General features: G+C 61.7%; 35 protein-coding genes and 1 pseudogene. 8 read left to right on the plus strand and 28 right to left on the minus strand.

Features of this window, described 5'->3' with window-relative positions; genetic code table 11:
* From C1I92_RS33785 to C1I92_RS13145, 8 genes are all read left to right on the plus strand, one after another.
* Positions 1 to 290, plus strand: a 290-nt coding sequence (locus tag C1I92_RS33785) for a hypothetical protein (protein WP_158564113.1), incomplete at its 5' end; no start/stop codon positions are given.
* A complete protein-coding gene (locus C1I92_RS13120) occupies positions 287 to 964 on the plus strand; it encodes a hypothetical protein (RefSeq protein WP_146605122.1) in 678 nt (225 codons plus the stop codon). The genes C1I92_RS33785 and C1I92_RS13120, both read left to right, overlap by 4 nt.
* A 139-nt stretch (positions 965 to 1,103) precedes the next feature.
* On the plus strand, positions 1,104 to 1,589 hold the full coding sequence (locus C1I92_RS13125) for a hypothetical protein (protein WP_111255111.1): 486 nt from the start codon (positions 1,104 to 1,106) through the stop codon (positions 1,587 to 1,589).
* Between the two features lie 457 nt (positions 1,590 to 2,046).
* Complete coding sequence (locus C1I92_RS13130) at positions 2,047 to 2,292, plus strand: hypothetical protein (RefSeq protein ID WP_111255112.1); 246 nt, start codon at positions 2,047 to 2,049, stop codon at positions 2,290 to 2,292.
* The gene (locus C1I92_RS13135; protein ID WP_111255113.1) at positions 2,289 to 2,525 is read left to right on the plus strand and encodes a hypothetical protein; all 237 of its coding nucleotides are present in this window, start codon (positions 2,289 to 2,291) and stop codon (positions 2,523 to 2,525) included. The genes C1I92_RS13130 and C1I92_RS13135 overlap by 4 nt, the downstream gene beginning before the upstream one ends.
* Positions 2,522 to 2,692 (plus strand): hypothetical protein, encoded by a 171-nt coding sequence (locus tag C1I92_RS33790; protein WP_158564114.1) that lies wholly within the window; start codon positions 2,522 to 2,524, stop codon positions 2,690 to 2,692. Before C1I92_RS13135 ends, C1I92_RS33790 begins: the two co-directional genes overlap by 4 nt.
* 219 nt (positions 2,693 to 2,911) lie before the next feature.
* A complete protein-coding gene (locus C1I92_RS33795; protein WP_158564115.1) occupies positions 2,912 to 3,079 on the plus strand; it encodes a hypothetical protein in 168 nt (55 codons plus the stop codon).
* Positions 3,076 to 3,375, plus strand: a complete 300-nt coding sequence (locus tag C1I92_RS13145; protein WP_111255115.1) for a hypothetical protein — start codon at positions 3,076 to 3,078, stop codon at positions 3,373 to 3,375. The genes C1I92_RS33795 and C1I92_RS13145 overlap by 4 nt, the downstream gene beginning before the upstream one ends.
* Before the next feature lie 363 nt (positions 3,376 to 3,738).
* On the opposite strand, the gene C1I92_RS13150 is transcribed toward C1I92_RS13145, so the two are convergent.
* The 28 genes and pseudogenes from C1I92_RS13150 to C1I92_RS13280 all read right to left on the minus strand — a co-directional run bounded on the left by C1I92_RS13150 (position 3,739) and on the right by C1I92_RS13280 (position 17,263).
* A complete protein-coding gene (locus C1I92_RS13150) occupies positions 3,739 to 3,954 on the minus strand; it encodes a hypothetical protein (protein ID WP_111255116.1) in 216 nt (71 codons plus the stop codon).
* A 178-nt stretch (positions 3,955 to 4,132) separates the two neighbouring features.
* The gene (locus C1I92_RS13155) at positions 4,133 to 4,318 is read right to left on the minus strand and encodes a hypothetical protein (RefSeq protein ID WP_111255117.1); all 186 of its coding nucleotides are present in this window, start codon (positions 4,316 to 4,318) and stop codon (positions 4,133 to 4,135) included.
* Positions 4,315 to 4,506 (minus strand): hypothetical protein, encoded by a 192-nt coding sequence (locus C1I92_RS13160; RefSeq protein ID WP_146605123.1) that lies wholly within the window; start codon positions 4,504 to 4,506, stop codon positions 4,315 to 4,317. Before C1I92_RS13160 ends, C1I92_RS13155 begins: the two co-directional genes overlap by 4 nt.
* A complete protein-coding gene (locus tag C1I92_RS13165; RefSeq protein WP_146605124.1) occupies positions 4,503 to 4,859 on the minus strand; it encodes a nucleotide modification associated domain-containing protein in 357 nt (118 codons plus the stop codon). The genes C1I92_RS13160 and C1I92_RS13165 overlap by 4 nt, the downstream gene beginning before the upstream one ends.
* A 44-nt stretch (positions 4,860 to 4,903) precedes the next feature.
* A complete protein-coding gene (locus C1I92_RS13170; RefSeq protein WP_111255120.1) occupies positions 4,904 to 5,446 on the minus strand; it encodes an ATP-dependent Clp protease proteolytic subunit in 543 nt (180 codons plus the stop codon).
* Positions 5,447 to 6,172 (minus strand): hypothetical protein, encoded by a 726-nt coding sequence (locus C1I92_RS13175; protein ID WP_111255121.1) that lies wholly within the window; start codon positions 6,170 to 6,172, stop codon positions 5,447 to 5,449.
* A gap of 89 nt (positions 6,173 to 6,261) precedes the next feature.
* On the minus strand, positions 6,262 to 7,002 hold the full coding sequence (locus C1I92_RS13180; RefSeq protein WP_146605125.1) for a ribonuclease H-like domain-containing protein: 741 nt from the start codon (positions 7,000 to 7,002) through the stop codon (positions 6,262 to 6,264).
* A gap of 81 nt (positions 7,003 to 7,083) precedes the next feature.
* Positions 7,084 to 7,749 carry a toprim domain-containing protein gene (locus C1I92_RS13185; RefSeq protein WP_111255123.1) on the minus strand — a complete coding sequence of 222 codons (666 nt, stop codon included), beginning with the start codon at positions 7,747 to 7,749 and terminating at the stop codon, positions 7,084 to 7,086.
* A complete protein-coding gene (locus tag C1I92_RS34890) occupies positions 7,733 to 8,344 on the minus strand; it encodes a helix-turn-helix domain-containing protein (RefSeq protein WP_233506963.1) in 612 nt (203 codons plus the stop codon). Before C1I92_RS34890 ends, C1I92_RS13185 begins: the two co-directional genes overlap by 17 nt.
* A gap of 16 nt (positions 8,345 to 8,360) precedes the next feature.
* A pseudogene (locus tag C1I92_RS35600) lies at positions 8,361 to 8,549 on the minus strand (CHC2 zinc finger domain-containing protein); the annotation flags it as partial.
* Entirely contained in the window at positions 8,537 to 8,734 is a 198-nt protein-coding gene (locus C1I92_RS13200; RefSeq protein ID WP_111255126.1) for a hypothetical protein, read from the minus strand. The gene C1I92_RS13200 and the pseudogene C1I92_RS35600, both read right to left, overlap by 13 nt.
* Before the next feature lie 138 nt (positions 8,735 to 8,872).
* Positions 8,873 to 9,292 (minus strand): hypothetical protein, encoded by a 420-nt coding sequence (locus C1I92_RS13205; protein ID WP_111255127.1) that lies wholly within the window; start codon positions 9,290 to 9,292, stop codon positions 8,873 to 8,875.
* A 246-nt stretch (positions 9,293 to 9,538) separates the two neighbouring features.
* On the minus strand, positions 9,539 to 9,724 hold the full coding sequence (locus tag C1I92_RS13210; RefSeq protein ID WP_111255128.1) for a hypothetical protein: 186 nt from the start codon (positions 9,722 to 9,724) through the stop codon (positions 9,539 to 9,541).
* Complete coding sequence (locus C1I92_RS13215) at positions 9,721 to 9,945, minus strand: hypothetical protein (RefSeq protein WP_111255129.1); 225 nt, start codon at positions 9,943 to 9,945, stop codon at positions 9,721 to 9,723. The genes C1I92_RS13210 and C1I92_RS13215 overlap by 4 nt, the downstream gene beginning before the upstream one ends.
* Complete coding sequence (locus C1I92_RS13220) at positions 9,942 to 10,190, minus strand: hypothetical protein (RefSeq protein ID WP_111255130.1); 249 nt, start codon at positions 10,188 to 10,190, stop codon at positions 9,942 to 9,944. The genes C1I92_RS13215 and C1I92_RS13220 overlap by 4 nt, the downstream gene beginning before the upstream one ends.
* Positions 10,190 to 10,981 carry an AAA family ATPase gene (locus tag C1I92_RS13225; protein WP_146605126.1) on the minus strand — a complete coding sequence of 264 codons (792 nt, stop codon included), beginning with the start codon at positions 10,979 to 10,981 and terminating at the stop codon, positions 10,190 to 10,192. Before C1I92_RS13225 ends, C1I92_RS13220 begins: the two co-directional genes overlap by 1 nt.
* Before the next feature lie 3 nt (positions 10,982 to 10,984).
* Positions 10,985 to 11,536 carry an OB-fold nucleic acid binding domain-containing protein gene (locus C1I92_RS33365; RefSeq protein WP_146605127.1) on the minus strand — a complete coding sequence of 184 codons (552 nt, stop codon included), beginning with the start codon at positions 11,534 to 11,536 and terminating at the stop codon, positions 10,985 to 10,987.
* 121 nt (positions 11,537 to 11,657) lie between these two features.
* Positions 11,658 to 12,038 (minus strand): hypothetical protein, encoded by a 381-nt coding sequence (locus C1I92_RS13235; RefSeq protein WP_111255133.1) that lies wholly within the window; start codon positions 12,036 to 12,038, stop codon positions 11,658 to 11,660.
* Positions 12,039 to 12,041: 3 nt separating this feature from the next.
* Entirely contained in the window at positions 12,042 to 12,236 is a 195-nt protein-coding gene (locus tag C1I92_RS13240; protein WP_111255134.1) for a hypothetical protein, read from the minus strand.
* Complete coding sequence (locus C1I92_RS33805; RefSeq protein ID WP_158564118.1) at positions 12,236 to 12,412, minus strand: hypothetical protein; 177 nt, start codon at positions 12,410 to 12,412, stop codon at positions 12,236 to 12,238. The genes C1I92_RS13240 and C1I92_RS33805 overlap by 1 nt, the downstream gene beginning before the upstream one ends.
* Positions 12,412 to 12,867 (minus strand): hypothetical protein, encoded by a 456-nt coding sequence (locus tag C1I92_RS13250; protein WP_111255136.1) that lies wholly within the window; start codon positions 12,865 to 12,867, stop codon positions 12,412 to 12,414. Before C1I92_RS13250 ends, C1I92_RS33805 begins: the two co-directional genes overlap by 1 nt.
* A complete protein-coding gene (locus C1I92_RS35290) occupies positions 12,860 to 12,988 on the minus strand; it encodes a hypothetical protein (protein WP_267896743.1) in 129 nt (42 codons plus the stop codon). The genes C1I92_RS13250 and C1I92_RS35290 overlap by 8 nt, the downstream gene beginning before the upstream one ends.
* Positions 12,989 to 13,092: 104 nt before the next feature.
* Complete coding sequence (locus C1I92_RS13255; RefSeq protein ID WP_111255137.1) at positions 13,093 to 13,458, minus strand: hypothetical protein; 366 nt, start codon at positions 13,456 to 13,458, stop codon at positions 13,093 to 13,095.
* Between the two features lie 157 nt (positions 13,459 to 13,615).
* On the minus strand, positions 13,616 to 14,380 hold the full coding sequence (locus C1I92_RS13260) for a PD-(D/E)XK nuclease family protein (RefSeq protein ID WP_146605128.1): 765 nt from the start codon (positions 14,378 to 14,380) through the stop codon (positions 13,616 to 13,618).
* Positions 14,377 to 14,664 (minus strand): hypothetical protein, encoded by a 288-nt coding sequence (locus C1I92_RS33370; RefSeq protein ID WP_146605129.1) that lies wholly within the window; start codon positions 14,662 to 14,664, stop codon positions 14,377 to 14,379. Before C1I92_RS33370 ends, C1I92_RS13260 begins: the two co-directional genes overlap by 4 nt.
* Complete coding sequence (locus tag C1I92_RS13265) at positions 14,661 to 15,050, minus strand: hypothetical protein (protein ID WP_111255139.1); 390 nt, start codon at positions 15,048 to 15,050, stop codon at positions 14,661 to 14,663. Before C1I92_RS13265 ends, C1I92_RS33370 begins: the two co-directional genes overlap by 4 nt.
* On the minus strand, positions 15,047 to 15,430 hold the full coding sequence (locus tag C1I92_RS13270; RefSeq protein WP_146605130.1) for a hypothetical protein: 384 nt from the start codon (positions 15,428 to 15,430) through the stop codon (positions 15,047 to 15,049). The genes C1I92_RS13265 and C1I92_RS13270 overlap by 4 nt, the downstream gene beginning before the upstream one ends.
* Before the next feature lie 1,353 nt (positions 15,431 to 16,783).
* Positions 16,784 to 17,263, minus strand: coding sequence for a hypothetical protein (locus C1I92_RS13280; RefSeq protein ID WP_146605131.1), 480 nt, complete (start codon positions 17,261 to 17,263; stop codon positions 16,784 to 16,786).
* Positions 17,264 to 17,460 lie beyond the last annotated feature (197 nt).

The raw sequence follows: 17,460 nt of genomic DNA on the forward strand, positions 1-17,460 counted from the left end.
ACCCCACTCCCCATCCCGTCCCCGGCAGCGTCGCCATCGCCACCGTGCGGGTGGCAGACGCGGTGTACTCGAACGAACTGGTCTACCGGTTCTTGAGCGGCTGGGCCGCTATCGAACTCGGCTACAACGACCTCGCGGATGACGAGGTCACAGACGTTCAGCGCGCCGTCGTCGTGACGGAGGCGGATGTGGAAGACCTGCTGGGCGACTGGGATGACCAGTGGCCGGACGAGGCGTACGAGTACTTCCGCGAGTGGTTCGCCGCGAAGCTCGAAGGCGGTGCTGCGTGAAGGTACTCAACCCCACTCTGAAGATCTGCCAGTATGAGGAGTGCCGGCGTCCACTGGTGCAGAAGGACTATGAGGGCGCTTACAAGTTCAAGAAGCGCAAGTTCTGCTCGCCCGAGTGCCATCAGAGTCACCGCACCAAGCCGCAGACCAAGGTCTGTGAAGAGTGCAAGGCGACGATCTTCCGCAACAAGATGAACGCCGCCGATTGGGCGGCGCGAAGGTTCTGTTCCAAGAAGTGCCGATTCGCCAAGGGTCCACGCCCGGAGGATGAGAAGGTCTGCACGCTGTGCGGAGCTTCGTATTCTCGCGGTAGGCGCTCCATCGTGGACTTCACGGCACAGAAGTACTGTGGGCAATCCTGTGCTGCCATCGCACTGCGCAAAGAGGACCCGCCTCCGCTGGCGGGTCCTCACGTCAAGTACGACATCAACACCCCACCGCCGTGCTTCCTGAATGTTGACTTCTTCGAGCACGAGACTCGCCTGAAGCAGTCCATTCAGTACAACAAGGCTGGACCAGCGCGTGAGGCCAAGATCTCAACGCAGATGGACGAGATCAGGGATCGTTGGTGCCTGAACTGCCCGATCCTCAGCGAGTGCGAGGTGTGGGCCAAGGAAGAGGGCTACTCCGGCATTGCCGGCGGACATTGGTTCGCGGAAGGGGAAGCACAATGAGCAGCCCGACACTCGCCCGAGCGCTTCAGATTGCTGATGAGCTGGACAGGTTCGACGTACGTCCACGTGAGGTGATCTACGCGCTACTCGCAGCCGGGCTCTTCCCGGCCGAATCTCTGCCAGTAGAAGGGGAAGCACAGTGAATAAGAAGCAAGCTGAGGAGACCTGGAAAGAACTCCGTGAGCACTTCGTCAACGCGGAGGCGCTGATCAAGAAGATCATCGACAGCAAGGCGTGGGAGCCGCTTGGCTACGCGTCGTTCGCTGAGGCGTGGAACGACCGCATGGCTGGAGTGCGTCTGGCCACTGACGCAGCTCGGGCGTACGTGGTGTACGCCCTCTATGACTCTGGTCATACGCCGGACGAGGTTGCCGGGGTTGTGGCGGGCGTCTCCTTAAGTGGTGCTCGTCAGCTCGCCACGAGCAAGGCGGCGGGTACCCCGCCCGAGTTCGCGAAGACCTGGGGCCGCACGATCAACCCGGAACCAGAAACGCACCCGATCATCATCCGGAATATCCCCAAGGCGCTGTTCGAGCGTTACGAGGCCCTGGCCGCCAAGCATGACTCCACGCTAGAGAAAGAGGCGGCCAGGGCCGTACACGCGCACTTCGAAGCTCTCAAGTGAGGCACGGCACGGCGACGGGGTACTGCTACCACGGATGTCGCTGCGACGAGTGCACGGCAGCTAACGCCGCCAAAGTTAGGGAGTACATGCGAAAGCGACGCGCCCGAGATCCGGACGGCGAGCGAGAGCTGAAAAGGTCGCGTGAGAAGGGGCGGAGGCTTAGGCGGCCGGATGCGCTCTCGTTTAACTGGAAGGCGCGCTGGGCTGATCAGCCTGGGTATCTGCGCAGGCAAGGCCGCGCCAAGATGGCCCGAAGGCAGGAGGCCACCAAGGTACGAGCAACGCACCAAGCGATGCCTTGGACCGAAGCGGAGGATCTTGTCTTGTTGCGGCCGGACTTGAGTGTTATCGATATGGCGTTCGCCCTTGGGCGTTCGTACCAAGCCGTGGTGTTGCGGAGGTTCCGGCTTCGCCAGAAAGGGTTGCTTTGAAGCAGTTAGCGGATGAGCGCCGCCGCATGGCGGCGCTGCTGGACCAAGACTGGAGTGAGGACCTGGACTCCCTTGTGGACCAGGTCCTCAGTCTTGCGTACCAAATGAGGGACGAACGCGAAGAGCACGGGCTGCTCTTCTCCCAGGACGGCCTCTGGTTGGTCGTGCGTGGGTTCACCACGCCCCTACAGGCAGAGCGCTGGGGTACCAAGGCCGGCCTTGAACCTGGGCAGGCCGTGCTAGCCATTATCAAGACAGGAGATCAGGTGTGAGCGTGTTTAGTTATGAAGACATCAGTGGTAACTCGATGGAGATCTACGAATACTCGGATGACAGCGGAGACCTTCGAATGGAGGTTCACAACGGTGGCTACGAGTCGGCAGCCATCGAGCTTCCGAAAGAACCCGCTGTGATCGATGAGCTGACTCGGGTTCTGAACAGCAACCGCCGAAAGCTCACCGGGAAGGAATACCTCGACTACATTTTCGGACGTGGTGGCAAGTGACCGGCATCAAGTACTGCATGTGGTTCGACCAGGCGGGCACCTTCCGTGCCTGCAACCTGATGGCCAGACCGGACGACGATCTGTGCGCCACGCATCGTGGCCACGTTGATGCGCAGTTGCGCATGTTCCTGGTGGCCTACGATCGGGAGATCAGCAATGGACACTGAGGAGTGGGAGCCGGGAGACCCGGTCCACGGTGAGATCTATGACCCCGGGGTTCCTGGTATCGATCCGGTCTATCACCCGTGGGGCGGTCAGAGTGTCGCCGTTAGGCGCTGGATGTTCCAGCTCATTGAGGACCATAACGACGCCCTCTGCTTGTGCGGCACCAGCCACTGGTGCCCGCCTGGCAATTCAGCTATGACCGTGAGATTCAAGGAGGCAGCATGATCGAGGACCCCATTGTCCTAGCCCTGGAGGCGGAGGAGGCTCGCTACGACGAGTTGGCCGAGCGCATCCACCTCTACTATCACCTGGACGCAACCATCGACTCCGATGTCAAGGAGTTCGCTGAGCTGCGCAGGGTACTCGGGAAGGACCGTGAGGCAGCATGACGGAACCACTGTCGGAGGATTGGCCACTGATCGAGGTCAGCCCCGAGAGCCAGGCAACCGGCGAGGCCGTGTACATCATCAAGGCGGTGGACGGGAAGCGAGTGCCGGCCTTCACCCTGAGGCTTCGCCCTCGGGATGCGGGGCGTGTGCGAGCGGCGCTGCGCGCCGGCTTCGCTCAGGTGTGGGACGAGGGCTACTCCGAGGGCCACTGGGACGGTGAGCATGCGGATGACTCCCGGAACACTCCAAGTAGCAACCCGTACCGGCCCCTTGATCACACCGACAGCCCGAGCTAGCCTCTGTGGCAATCTATGCGCGGGGGGCGCTGATGCGACGCATCAAGGACACCAACCAGCAGGACACACAGAACCCGGAGTGGCCGCTCTTCCTGATCAGCCCTGACTGGCTGCACGGGAGACAGGCGTACCACCTCACAGCCCCGGACCGAGACCTACCGGGCATGCCGCCCTTCTGGCTCACGCCGAAGGAGGCGGACCACGTCCGCTCCACCATCCGAGCTGGACTGTCTCAGGCGTGGGTGGAGGGACGTAGCGGAGGGTGGCGTGACACGCCACTGACGAACAACCCATACAAGTAGGCACAAAGAGAAGCCCCAGCCTCCCTTGCGGGAGAGCTGGGGCCTTTTGTGCGTTCTGGGCTTAGTCGTCTGTGACGAACGAGTTCTCCCAGTCGAGGTCCGCTACGTGCTCCTCGCCCAGCTCTTCGCGAATCAGGTCCTGGGCCCACTTGAGCTTGTCTTCCTCACAGCAGTGGTCGAAGGAAAAGCTCTTCTCCTTGCCGTCCATCTGGATCACGTGACCGCAGCAGCCAGTGTCGCAGCCGTAGAAGGCGTGGTAGACAACGACCTTGCTCATGCTCAGATCCTAACCTCGGCATTGCTGGCAAGCTCCAGCACCTCATACGCCTGAGCGTCGCTCAGTGCCCCGTATTCGTACTCCAGTAGTTGGTGCACCTCGTGTACCGAGAGGCGCTCCAGATACTCACGTACGACGCGTGAGGCGGCTCTGATGAGGTCTTGTGGGGTGAGGGTCATCAGTCCGCCCTCAGTCGGTCAAAGTTCGGCTGGGTCGCGGCTTCTCGCTGAATCAGAACTTCTCCAGGCCCGTAGCCCTCGTTCACATCAAGGACCGTTCCGATGCAGTCGCAGCCCTCGATAAGGACCACGGCGCTCCGGTCCTCCACGTTGAGCAGCGCCTCGATCAACTCGCTGACAGTCACTTCTCCACATCCTCAGTTGTGGCGTACGCCAGGTGCGCCGTGGTCACGTCGGTCTCAGCGTTGTACTCGGTGGCGCGGATGACGAACAGCTCACCCATGCGATTGGGGCCAACAACCTGGCCCTCGATCTTGCCCCTGAGGTCACCGGGGTAGTTGAGCTTGGCCCACGATAGGTATTCGTTGCTCACTCCGGCCACTTCCCATCGAGCACCATCAGAGCGATGGCGCTGTAGTTGAGGAGATCGATGAACGAGTCGCGGAGCGACTCATTGCTGGGCTCTACGTCCTTGTCGACCAGGTTGTTGATCCGAGCCATCTTGTCCCACATGCGCACGCGCAGCCCATTGAGCGGGCCACCGGGACTGAGGCTGATGTTCTTGGAGCCGTAGTCGTGGTTCTTGCGGAGGAGTAGCTCCTCAGCCTCGGAGAACACATCCGAAGCGGCCTTGCCGAACTCCGAATCATCCGTCTCCTGGAGGAGGGTGGGCTTCTTCGGAGGCAACGTGTGCCCCAACGCTTCGGCCAGATCCTCGACGGACATGGCCGGCTCCGGGATCGGCTCATGCTGGCAACTCGGGTGGCAGCTCACTTCTTCCCCTCCACGGCATCAACGAACCCATAGCCGAGGGCTTCCTTGGCGCTCAGCCACACTTCCTTGCGGTCGAACATCTGGTAGATCTCCTTGGCCTTCAGCGTGGAACGCTCGGCGTACACCCTGGCGATGTCCATCTGTGCGCGCTCCAGGAACTCGACGTTCTCCCGGTGCCTATGTGTCTTCCCGTACGCACCATTGGCCGTCTCATGCATGTGCAGGTAGGACTGAGCACCGATCACCCTGTGATCGGCGGCCTGGAGCACGACACCAGCCATGCTGGCTGCCCTGCCACGGACAGTGATGGTCACGTGGTGGCCGTCCTTCGAGACGGCCCGCAAGGTGTCGAAGAGCCTCCAGCCGGCCCACAGTTCTCCGCCGGGAGAGTTCAAGTACATCAGCAGCTCTGCGTCAGGGTTCTTCAGCGACCACTTGGTGATCTTCTTGACGGCCTTGTCGACAGAGTCTTCCTCGATCTCCCCGAGGAACGAGCACACCAGCGCTTCAGCGGCAGGGGTTGCAGTCTTCTTGCCCATTCAGGCCACATCCCATCGCGCGTTGTGGTAGTCGTATCGCTCTTCGCCGTGCCAGTCGTTGTGGATGGCTGTCTCGATCTCCTTGGCGCTGGGGCGTCGGCCCGTGTACTCCTCCAGGCCCTTGAGCTGCTGTCCGTAGAACGCCTTGGCGTCCTCGTCAGTGGTGACCTCACCCTCGAAGGGTGTTTGGCCGTTGAGGAACCGACGCATCTTGTCCAGGTAGTAGTTGACCCTCGACCGAGCTGCGTCAGTGCCAATCGATGAGTAGTCCTCACTCATCCAGATAGCGCCCAGGACGTCGAAGTCGAAGCCTCGGTCTGCTGCCTGGAGAATGGCCTCATGCTGGTTCTCGGGCAGGCTGCCGAGGGCAGCCCTGACATCAGCAATGGAAGCTAGGGACTCCTCAGCCGGGTTCGGGTGGTAGTTGACCACCGCCTGGGGCAGAGCAGCCATGAGAGCCTTGCGACTCCAGCGGTACTGGACCTTCTCGTCCCCGTGAGGCGCGCCTGCTGCGCGCCACTCCTTGCGGCAGTACTTCACGCCCAGGCGCACCAGTGTGGTGTAGAGGCCAGGCTTGCCGGCCCTGAACTCCAAGACCTTGGGCTCGTGGGTCAACATCCACGTCAGCATCTCCTGCTGGATGTCGTCCGGGTGAATGCCGTAGGTGCGGGAGAGACTGGCGGCAGCGGCCCGAGCCGTACGCAGCTCGTTCTTGGTGAAGTCCATCTAGAACACCGACCGAATAAGCAGGGTCCAGGACACGATGTCCACGACAACGATGAAGACGATCAGGGTGATCATCAGCTTGAGATTCATCAGGCGCTCCGCAGTTCGACGCCAGCGATGCGCTTGCCACCCTGGAACCAGCTCTTGCACTCTTGGCACTGGTACTGCTGGAACAGAGACACGTTGGTGGCCTTCAGGCCACGCTTCTGCACATGGTCGGAGCCACACTTCGGGCACCCCTCGGTGCCGTCATAGAGGTTCACGTTCGGGTGCGCCGGCAACCACGGCAGAAGCTTCTCGTAGATGGGCTTCAGGAGCTTGACGTCCTGAATGCAGTACCGCTTCATGCGAGCCCAGGCCTTCTCATCCCCAGCCATGCAGTCCAGCCAGAGCTGAAAGCCCTCGTGCTGCACCTTGCCCGGAAGACCAAGCGCCCGACTTACGAACTCCAGCTTGTTCGACGCCAAACGGAACTGCTTCCGCGCGGCCAACATGAGGTCAATCTCCTTGATCGGAGCGGGCGGGCTCATGCCCGCCAACAGGAACTCCTTGTTCATGGTCTTGCTGTCGAAGGCTTTGCCATTCCACGAAACCAGAGCATCCGCCTCATTGATCAGGTCCCATGCGGCCTGGAGCATGGCCTCCTTGCCGTCATGATGGACGGAATGGAACTCCACCTTCTTGGAGTCCGCCCACTGGGCGGCAAAGCAAATGACTTCGCCCGGCTTCTCGATCTGGTTGAGGCCGACGTTTTGCTGGAAAAGGCCCCAGGTGTACGTCGCGTGAGGCGACGTCTCCAGATCCCACATTAGAACTCTGATCTTCCCCACCCCGATTCACATTCGCTAGGTTCGCGCCTTCACATATGGCGCCTGGACTAAGCGTAGCTCATTGTGGCCATAGTATACAAATCAGACCTGAAGAAGAGACCTGAACTCGTCAACACCACGCTCCATGAGAACGCTGTTCACATCAGAGTTCTTAGGCATGTACACTGCACGAGCGTTCTCCACGTCGTTCAGGACCTTCTCTGCGAAGTTCTTGCCAGGGTCATCGCCGTCGGCCAGGACCACAACAGACTCGTAATCCTCGAACAGTCGGAGCCAGTGGCGCTTGCTCCTTTTGGCCTCGTCCTCGTCCCGAGGGTGCTTCATGTTCCACGCCTGGACACCGGGGACTCCTACTGCCGGGAACCCCACCACCGTGGCGCTGATGGCGTCCAGTTCGCCCTCCGTGACATAGAGCGTGGAGTCGGCCGCCCTCAAGGCGGCCACGTTGTACAGGTTCACCTTCTGGCTGGGACCCAGGTACTTGGCACAGTTGGATTCCTTGCAGTCGTGGTCACGGAGACAACGGAACCTCATGTTCACCACCGCACTCGGCGTCAAATAAGGTACGACGAGCCGGCCCACGTAGGACTCGTGCCCAGGGATCGGGTCAACGACGACGCCAAGGAGATAGTCGTCGATCGTAGATCGGTCGTTGAGTCCTCGCGTCTCCAGGTACGGCAGGACGTTGTCAACTTGAGCGTGATACCGAAGCGCCGCCCGCTGAAGTGCTTCACGCTGCATCGACATGCCGCCATGACCTCCCCAGCGCGATGTAATAGACCTGGGTCTTGCTGATCCCAAACTCCAGCGCCAACTCACTGGCGCTCGCCGTGGCGTAGCGACGCCTCATCTCGCGAACGTCGTCCTCGGTGATCTTCGCTCGACCGTGCTTCTCCCCGTGAGCGTGGCGCCGACGCCCCACCGCATCAGCAGTGTTCTGCTTCCTGGTGCCAACCAGGAGGTGTGCTGGGTTCACGCACGGCGGGTTGTCGCACGCGTGGCGAGCGCAGAGCCCGTCCGCCACCCTCTCGCCCTTGAACATGATGAGACTCGCATGGGTGGCGCGACGCTGGAGGCCCTCAAAGAAGAACCTCCCGTAGCCGTTCTTATCCCGGCTCCCAATCCACTCCCAACAGTCGTCCACAACCCGAACTTGGAGCAGGAAGTTGTCAACGACGGTTCGGTGGGAGGAACCTCCCCGAACCCTGGGAAGCTCCCATCCGCCAAGATGGGATAAAACGGCCTCTTCGACCTGCTCCCACGGGACTCGGATCCCCGGCGTCTGCTCGTAGTTCAGCCTGCGCGATCTCGTTAGCGCCATTGAAATCAACCCCCCTATCATGCATGATCAATGTGTACACGTCGCCGCTCAGGTTGCACGAGAAGCAGTGATAGACGCCCTTCTGGGCGTCTACGGAGGCCGAGGGGCTGCGGTCCTGGTGCCCGATGCAGGAGACCTTCTGGTTCCCGTACTTTTCGGGATCGACCTCAACGCCCTTGGTGGCGAGAAAGGCGACCAGCAGGGCGCCCTTGTCTACTTCTGCCACCAGTACCGCCGCCGCTCAGCTTGCAGTTCCAGCTCCCGGACTCGATCAAAGAGGTTCTGGAGCAGGTCGTCCAGCGGACGACCGTGGACCGGGCTTCCGTCGACCGAAACGAAAACCACGATCTTGCAGTTCTCAACGACCTTCTGTAGGTGTTCGTCCACCAACTGTTCGATAGGCTTCGTCATCGGGCCACTCCTCCTCGGGGATCTCTCCTGCGTACTCAGGTACTTGCTTGCACTTGCCGCAACGTTGCCACGGGCCGCCCCAGCCGGGCATGGGCATGATCCAGTACTGACAGCAGAAGCCCCAGACGCTAGGCAGCCTCATGACGCACGCCCCGCCACGAGGCTCTTGACGGCCGCCTCCAGAATCAGCACCCGCGTGTCCAGGTTGAGAGCATCCTCGGGTGACATCTCCGGACCCTGATCGAACTCAATCTGCGTCATTAAGTCAGTGAAGTCAGCGAGTCGAAGAGCAACGATCCACTCACCGACACGCTCCTCCCCATAGCCGTCCGGGCGCCACACGACGAAGGGGGTCTCGTTCTCCCCGGTGTTTCGCTCTGCTTGCTTGAGGGCTCCCGTGAGGGAGCCATCCCTCGTGGCCTTGACCTCTGGCGCCCAGCCGGGCATCCCGTTGATGTCTTTGCCAGGGAGGGAGGCGGCAATGCTCTCCGCGTGGACCCAGCCGTGGTCCCTGAACCACTGGGCTACATCCGCCTGGGTTTTGCGACCCCTGCTCACTCGACTATTCGCCACGTCGGTTCAGTCCTTCGTTCATCAGCTCAGTAAGGTCAGGGTGCTCGTAGCATTCGGCGAACGCGCTCATCCGATAGCACGGATAATCCACGCCTTCGACAGGTGCGTCACAACGAACCGCGTCGCACTCCCTGCATAGGTCACGAGTGAATCCGGGCGGCTCGTCATGGATATAGACGACCTCCCCGCAGTGACAGTGTCCGACGATGTAGTCCTCCGAAACTAGTTCCATCAGTCCACCACCGGAAGTCCACGAACGAAGCGCTCATAGTCCTGCTCGTAAGCCACGGGACCGTGCTCTTCGCAGAGGGCCACGGTCTGGCCAGTCATCCATTTCGTGAACTCGTCCAGGTGGTCACCCAGACGCGATCGGAGTTCGTAGTAGGTCAATCCCAGCGGGCACTCTCGCTCGGTCATGACGCCCTCCAGGCTTCGAACTTCTCAGCCAAGCTGTCGTCCGCTTCCCAGATGATCTGGTCAGTGCGCTCTTCGGCCTCTGCGTCGTCATCCCACTCGGGCTCTATCTCAAGCCAGATGCGCCCCACCCCGGGGGCGCCACAGGCGCCATCCTCTTCAGGGTCTGCGTAGAAGCAGTAGTGACCCTTGCGGCACAGGTAGCCGATCTCGATACGCCTCATGAGCGCAGCCCCTCGATCTCCTTGGCTGCAATGGCCAGCCCACGGAACACGCCCTTAACATAGTCAGGACCCTCAATCGCGTCGTGCTCACGGGCCCAGTCATCGGCCACGTCCCATATGAGGAGAGCGTTCCGCTTGCTGGTGTAGGAGTGGAGTCGCGAGAGGAGGAGGTCGATCTCGTGCTGGTCGACGCCCTCAAGATTGATGTCACTGTCACGCAGAATGTCGTGCTGGTTGTAGCTCATCAGATCCCCAAGTCCTCGAAGCGCATGGACTGCGTGTCATAGCGCAGAGGGATGAATGTCTGGCCGGTCTTGTCGGACGGGCCGAACCTGTTCTTGACGATTGCAACTGGCTTCTCGCCAGCGCGGAACCCTTCGGCAGTGGTCAGAATGACGGCCGGCTTGGCTGCGATCTTGCCCATGATCGCTTTACGCGGAGGGCAAGGGTTGCTCTTCTCGGCCTCACTCGTGTGGTGCAGAACGACCACTGCCGCACTGGTGGTGCGGGCCACATAGGTCAGGGTCTTCATCACCCGGCGCAGCGCGCCGAATTCATCCGCATCCATCTGCTCGACGTCCGTGGCGTTGTCGATGATGAGGAAGTCCGGGAGCCGGCCCCATGCCTCCTCGTGAGCGCTCAGCTCCAGGTCGATCCCGTCCAGCGTGATCTCCGGGTCAAAGCACCAAGAGATGCCGTCCGTGGACTTGATGACCGCCAGCGCCTCGGGGTCGCCCGCCTGTAGGCGGGCTTCCATCTCCTTGACTGGAGTGCCGGACACCATTGCCCCGGTCCTGGACGCGGCCACCAGCTCGCTGCTGTCGGCCGAGAAGTAGATCCCCAGGTGCCCAGCCCCGGCCCAGTTGATGGAGAGCCAGAGCGCGATCATGCTCTTGCCGGCTCCAGGTTCGCCGGCAATCATCGTGACCTCGCCACGCCTGATGTGCGCACCAGCGCGGGCCAGAGAGGGCAGCACAGTGGGCATGGGCGCGCCGCCGGAATCGGCGCCCTTGATGGCTCTCGTCAGACTGCGCACCCTCTACCACCTCTCCAGCGTCTTCATGTTCGTGACCTTCAGGACTGGACTCTCGTCTCGTGTTTCCACCACGCCTCGAACCGTGACCACGGCACCGTCCACGACGTCTCTCGCCACGTCTCCGAAGGCAATTGCGGGACAAGTGCCCTCAAGGTCCTCCAGCGTGAACCGAGCCCAAAGAGAGCCACGGCGGGACGTTGCGACGTCTGCGTCAGAAACCACCCCTGAGACAGAAAGCCATCCTCCCGCTCGACCCTCACGAACATGAGCCGTCGTCTCAGACTTCGGAAGCTGAACGTGGTTGAGAGGGTGGCTGGAAATGTAGAACCGGAGTTCTTCTCGCTCACCGATCAGCCTCTCTCGAATGTCGTCTGGCAGTTCAGGGAACCGAGGCCAGGGAGGGGACGCCAGAAAGGCGTCCCACTCCGCAACCTTCTTTCGCTTTCTGGCCAGGGCCTTAGCCTCTTTAGCGTCCAGCGGTCCGGACTCCAGCTTTACGATCTCCGCCTTGAGCTTCTCCAGATCTTGGCGTCGCTCAACGATGAAGTCCGTCACCGCCAGCAGGCCGCGCCGGCTCACCGCAACCAGAGACCCAGGCCAATGGCAAGGGCGACCAGCACGGCGCCGAACGCGAGGTCAAGGGTCCAGCCCCAGCGCTCCAGCCAGTCGTCATCCATCACGACTCCCAGGGGGCCTTGGCCTTGGCGGGCTGGCTACCGCCAGCCGCGATCTCGAAGTCCTCGTCCGTGGGGTCGTTCAGGACGTAGTAGTTCTTGACCTTGGCCAGGCGACCGAGCACGCTCTCACCGATCTGCTCGCGCATCGCCTTGATGACCACCGTGCTGGTGATCTCAGCGTTCTCGTACGCCTTGCCGGCGTTCGGGCCAGTGAACACGGTGACGTCAGCGAACAGGGTGTCGCGGACCTCCTCGAAGCGGTTCTTGTAGTCCGCCTCGAAGCGGCGGACCTTGAACCCGACCAGTGCCCCGACGTTCTCCTTGGGCTTGAAGAACTCCGCGTTGCCGCCAGTGTTCTCGGGCTTGCTCCAGTCAGCCATTGCTCAGTTCTCCTTCTCGATGCGGTAAGGGTTCTCGCCCTCTTCGGGCCAGTTGTTGCCGGGATGTGCGTCGCGGTAGCCCTCGTCGTAGGCCATGGCCTTGATCTCACGGATGACCGACTCCGCCCACGGGAACGCCAGGCCCTTCTCTGCGATACGCTCGGCAGCAGCGCGCGCTGTCTTCTCGCGCATGGCCATCACGCCGCCTTCAGTTCACTCAAGCGCGCACGAGCGCGACCTGGGTCGTCGAGCACGCTCTCAAGCCAGCGATCGAAACCAGCCTGGGCTTCCTTGTAGGAAATCGAGCCGAGCTGAGCGACGTAGTCGCCATAGCTCGCGCGAACTGTCGCGGTCGTCGGCGTGTAGATGCTCATCACGCCGCCTTCAGTTCAGCAATGCGAGCCTTCACAAGCTCGGTCAGCTCGTCGGTCCACTCGTCCTTGCGCTGCTCGTGCAGCTCGTACATGAACTGCTCAGAGGGAGCGGTCTTGATGAGCTGGTCCAGGGGCGGGTCCTCGGTCTCGGTCTTAGCGGCCTTGGCCTGGGCGGCGAGGCCGCCCTTAGCGCCCTTCTTTGTAGCCGTGGTATTCATTCGAGACGTGCTTTCAGGGGCCGGCTCCTCCGCCTGAGGCCCCTTGTAGCCGATACGCTCAGCGGCGTTCATCATGTAGCGGATCTTCAGCGAGAACTCGATGATGTCCTCGATCAGGCCGATCTCGTCGGCCTTCCGGATCCAAGCCTGGATCTCCTCCGGAGTATCCCCGTGCGGCGTGAGCCACGGGTACTCGAAGCCACCACCGAATTTCAGCGTGGCGTTGCTGTCAGTCATCGATAACCTCATCCACGTGGATCAACGACGGAGCCAGACTGACCCTGTTCAGGATCTGATCAACGATCTCCTCCACGTGCTCGAACTCGACCGGGTTAATCTCAACGGTCACCTTGTACATCTCGCTCCTCCTCGCGAATCCATTCGTCAGTGTCGAACTGCTCCATCGCTTCCTCTCGCGTGAGAGGCCAATCGCCTACGTACTCCTGGAAGAACACGCTGAGGTCAGGCATCCTTCTTACCCGCCTTGTTATGCAAGGGGTCCTCCTCCGCAATCGCCTTCAACTCCGCCTCTTCGGAGGCAAGCCGAGTCTCGAACGGCTCCAGTCTCGTTCGCTCTTCATCCACATCGGGCCACCAGCGCTTCGTCGCTCTGTGCGTGGCCTTCCGCTGACTCCATGAATCCTGGTAGGTCCTGCCCACGTAGAGCAGGGCGCCGTCGCGATCATAAAGTCGATAGACATAACTTGCCCGGTTCATGGCGGGATTGTCCGCCAGGCGCTCTAGGCGCTTCCGTCTGTTGTATTGGCGAGCCCACTCGCTCGCCTTTTTCTTGTTGTGTTCAAGGTCGCGATACCTCTTGAGGTACACCAGGCGCTTGGCGCGGTTCCTCTGTTGGTAATCCTTGACAGACCGGTTCCAGCAGGGCTTACACCGATAGGTCAGTCCGCTGGGCCGACTTCTGTCGATGTAGAACTCCGAGCGGGGCGGGCGCTCGGAACCCTCGTGTCGCTTGTCGCGGCACGCTCTAAGATCCCCCTCCACTACAAAGCTCCTCACCGAAAAATGGACAATAAGAACAGAGTGCGCTCGGCTCCTTCTCTGGGATCTCGCCGTTCGCCACGTTCTCTTTCACGCTCTTGAGCCAGCCGATGGCCTCAAGGGCATTTGCTTCGTCGTACTTCTTGGTGAACACCTTGATGTCCCGGAACTTGCCATCGCGTGGAATGGCGACGAGTTCCAGCCTCTCGACTTCATAGCCAGCTCGATTGCAGAGGTATGCGTATACGTCGGGCTGATACCAGCGCTTGGCGCCCGGAAACCAGCGAAGAGACGCCAGCTTCGTGCTCTTCCAATCGGTGACGACGCCCGGTCTCCACCAGTCGATGTGGCCATCGCCAAGGCCGATCTCGGGAATACCCGGAACGGTGAGTTCCGGAATACCCTCAGCCTTGCCTTCGGCTATCGCAAGGTTCAGGGCTCGCTCGATATGGTCATGCATCGCGGTGCCGATCAGGGCGCCGAGCTTGTCCGTGTTGTGGTTGACGGTTTCCTGGCCGACAAGCTCGAAGAACACCTTCCTCGGGCAACCCATCAACTGCGATGGTCCGATGAGCGTCTGCTGGCTTCGCGCTCTCCCCTCGTCGAGCGCGACCCAAGCGTTGATCAGAATTTGCCGAGTTTCCTCGCCATCCCCAAGTCCGTCTTTCTGGGCTTTAGCCTGCTTTGCAGGCCATTTGGCGCCCCCATGAGGCCTAAAGCCCGAAGAGCTGGGCGCAACCCAAGTGGTCACCGGATGCGCTCGACGAAGGTCGCCTGGACCCCCACGGCGTGGGTCACTGAGTGACAATCCCGGCAGGCCAGTCCATAGCTCTCATAGCGGTCTTTGTGGTATGAGCACCAGAAGACGGAAGTCGGCGCAGCGCAACCACAAGGTCGGCGAATGTGAGCCAGATACTCGGCCTGGTTAGAACACCTGCTGCGAAGGGTGCCGGCGTCGCACGGCTTCTCGATCTCGTGGTTCAGCCAGGCTTCGAGGTCTTCGTTCTCGACCGGCGCCAGTGTCGTAGTGGTCATACCCGAGGCTCCAGGTCTGTGCCCTCGTGCTCCGGAACAACGATCTCTTCCGAGTGGCCGTTGGCCGCGAAGACGATCCTGTCGCCAGGCTTCACGCCCTCAATGGTGCAGTTCTCGAAGCTGAGGTTGAGATCAACCTCGTCACCCGAGGCCTGGGACCAGAAGTGAAAACCGTTGTCCAGGTCCCAGTCCCGGCGCTCAACCCGGTAGGGGTTGTCGTGCTCCTTGGCCCCAGCGATGTAGTCGTCGGCGTACTTCCAGGTGTAGTCCTCGCGCAGGACGACAAGCTCCCGGCCCACCTGAGCCACGACGCCCTTGCGGTCGAAGGAGTCGGTGACGTTGTCGCCCAGTTCCAGGGCCTCGAAGCCCAGTCGGTTGTCGCTCATGCCCGCGCTCCCAGCTCGTAGGCGCGCTTGGCGATCTCCCGCCAGACGGGAGTGCCGCCATTGACGCTAAGGGCCAGGGAGAGCGCCTCGATCTGAAGCTTCTCTGCCTGCTCCCGCTCAGCCTTCTCGGCGTCACGGGCCAGAGCATCGCGGTAAGCGGCCAGATCCAGCAGAAGCTGCTCCAGGTAGTAACCGGAGCTGTAGTCAGCAGGAATAGTCGGCAGGTGGTGCCCGGCCGCCTCCAGCACACGGGCCAGCAGGTCTGCTACCTCGGCATCAGTGGGGTCCTTCACCGTCTCGTCCCATACAGCCTGCGTGCCGGTAACGGTCCGGTGAAACGAGCCACCGCGATTCAGTAGCAACTTACGCTTTGTGGCCATAGTATACATTCACCTCCAAAGAGAAGGCCGACTCTCGTCGGCCCCTCCGGTTTAGGCGGCCTCGCCGGCCGCTCTAGGCTCCTGGTCGTCCAGCGCCAGGACCTCCTCCCACGTCAGGGTTGGCCTCCCCTCGAAGTACCTGTCCCAGAACTCTTCATCCGGATCCTTCCCACCCTGCACTCCACCCTCCCCTGCACTGGGGTCTTGCCGTTCGTCACAGGATCGGCGCGGGAGCCCTAGATTGCAAGGGAGCCAGAGTCACAAACCCTGAACGATTGAGCTGAGGCCAGCCTAGCGGCCACAGTAGACAAACGTCAAGGAGGATCCTGACCAAGATCAACTCGTGGGTCTCTCAGGAGGGCCTGGCGGCCCTCGGCGGCGACAGGAAGATGTGGGTTGCAGGGACTTGACGCCATAGTCTACAATCATGGTGGCGGGTGGGGCTGGGGGTCAGTACTCTTAGCTCTTTACTCTTAGAGCTATGATCATTGGCAAGGGCATTGGCTAAGAACTCTTAGAGAGAGAGTACTTCGTACTCTCTCAGCTCTTTGCTCTTAGATCTATGTCAAGGCTCTAGCTCTAAGAGACAGAGTCCTAGCTCTATGGCACTGAGGTCGGCCTCTACGCAGAGCAGGTACTCCGGCTCCGCCGGAGTCACGGGCGGAGGACTTGGCGTTGGGCTCTCCGTAGGAGGCCCCACCGTGGGACTGGGGCTTGGCTCTGGAGGCTGAGACGGAGTCTCAGACGGCGTTGGCTCTGGCTCCGGTGGCTCAGGCGTAGGCTCTGGGCCTACCGTGGCGCCGCCTGAGGGCGGCGAGTTCGGCTCTTCCGGAGGGTCCTGGACCTGGACACCAGCCCCTGGCGCTGAAGGTCCAGGGGGCGCCCCAGCGTCCCCCGTGGCGCTGGGGCGTGGCTCTAGACCCGGAGTCTTGGGCGGGACCTCGGGGGGCAACGTCCACGGAGCCAAGACCCCGGGCGCTCTTGGTGGGTCGCTGACGACCTCGCCATCGTCGCCGTAGATCTGACCCAGGATCAGCGCTCCGGAGAGTGCGCCGCCCATCATGGCGGCGCCACTGATCCCCGGATGCTTGCGGACCTTGTCGAAGGCCCAGGCTGCGCCGGCCACCAGGCCGCCGCCCTTGATCAGCGTGAAGATCGGGCGCTTCGGCTTGGGGAAACGCCGCTCCTCGATCTCCTCGATCTCCGTCCGGATGTCATCAGCCTCGGACTCAAGCGCCGTCAGGCGCTTGCTCAGTTCGACCAGGCGATCTTGGTCATTCACCTATGGCAAACTACCCCGTCGCTAGGCAAAGTCACCCACAGTGAGGGAATCTTTACAATCCGTGACCATGCTCAGCCAGCGCGCTGAGACTCCTCGACATCCTGAAGGGCCGCCAGCCGGCGGGAGGACTTCACGGTGTCAGCCTTCACGGCCTCCGCTCGGCGCTTGGCCAGCTCCAGGTGCTTGGCCTCCGGCGGGAGGATGGGCACCCTCGGGTCCGGGTGCAGGTAGTGCTCGGGCACCGTGTCCCGGTCGACGTACTTCCAGCCGTCGACCGGGCTGTAGTGAACGACCTGGTTGCGCAGATCTAGCCGCTGGAGCCAGGCGTCCAGGCGCTTCTCGGTTCTCGGCGTGAGCGGTAGCCCTCTCAGTCGCCGCCCCAGGGCGCGAAGCTGGATCACTGTCTCGTCGTGAGAGTGCTCGTTGTGCACCGTCCACGGGACGGTGTAGTCGTGCCTGGGGAGAGACCCTTCGTTCGAGAGACGCGCCCGCCTCATGCGGGTCGCGATGGCAGCCTTCGTCCAGGGCCAGCCGTACAGCTCGGTGGCCATGATTGCCATCTCTCCGTATGTCTTGCCTGACTCGCGCCAACGGCGCAGCTCGGTATCGTCGGGTCCAGGGTTCCTGGGCCGTCCCATAGCTTCCTCCAGGTCGTGGGCGTGCTTGCCTCGTTTGAACACACCTACGACGCTCAGGGTACCGCCTTGGTTTACAAAGACACCAGAGGGAGTGTAGATTCGTCTCAACG

It is taken from the genome of Jiangella anatolica (assembly GCF_003236295.1).
Lineage (GTDB): Bacteria > Actinomycetota > Actinomycetes > Jiangellales > Jiangellaceae > Jiangella > Jiangella anatolica.